Origin of the sequence: Streptomyces polyasparticus, assembly GCF_014493765.1 — a bacterium.
Classification (GTDB): Bacteria; Actinomycetota; Actinomycetes; order Streptomycetales; family Streptomycetaceae; genus Streptomyces; species Streptomyces polyasparticus.
Map to the genome: position 1 here is coordinate 1 of NZ_JACTVJ010000135.1, position 797 is coordinate 797.

Sequence of the window (797 nt, forward strand, 5' to 3'; positions counted from 1 at the left end):
TGGAAAGCCTCGATCTGGCCGGCATTTTCTCCACTTACCCGAACCCGCACATCAATTTTGTGCAGGCCTTCGCGGTAGAGATGGTGATTACCGCTATCCTGATGGGCGTCATCCTGGCGCTGACCGACGATGGCAACGGCATACCGCGCGGCCCGCTGGCCCCTCTGCTGATTGGCCTGCTGATTGCGGTGATTGGCGCCTCCATGGGACCGCTGACCGGCTTCGCCATGAACCCGGCGCGTGACATCGGCCCGAAAGCCTTCGCCTGGCTGGCGGGGTGGGGTGACGTCGCCTTCACCGGCGGCAAAGATATTCCTTATTTCCTGGTGCCGCTGTGCGCACCGGTGGTCGGCGCGGCGCTGGGCGCATTCAGCTATCGTAAGCTGATTGGCCGTCACCTGCCTTGCGACACCTGCGTGGAGGAAGAGCAACAGAGCCCCTCCTCTTCCACCGCTCAACATAAAGCTTCGCTGTAATCTGACTACGGGACACCGACTATGACCGACAAAAAATATATCGTTGCGCTTGACCAGGGCACTACCAGCTCCCGGGCCGTTGTGATGGATCATGATGCCAATATCGTCAGCGTCTCCCAGCGAGAATTTGAACAAATTTATCCTAAGCCAGGCTGGGTCGAACACGACCCGATGGAAATCTGGGCTTCCCAAAGCTCGACGCTGGTCGAAGCGCTGGCCAAAGCGGATATCAACTCCGATCAGATCGCGGCCATCGGCATCACCAATCAGCGTGAGACCGTGGTGGTGTGGGAGCGAGAGACCGGTAAACCCATCTACAAC

Annotated in this window: 2 protein-coding genes; both read left to right on the plus strand. The window is 59.0% G+C overall.

Features of this window, described 5'->3' with window-relative positions; genetic code table 11:
• Positions 1 to 476 (plus strand): aquaporin (locus H9Y04_RS49195; protein WP_187820176.1); only part of this gene is annotated, 476 nt, incomplete at its 5' end.
• Between the two features lie 21 nt (positions 477 to 497).
• Positions 498 to 797, plus strand: a 300-nt coding sequence (locus H9Y04_RS49200) for an FGGY family carbohydrate kinase (protein ID WP_268980586.1), incomplete at its 3' end; no start/stop codon positions are given.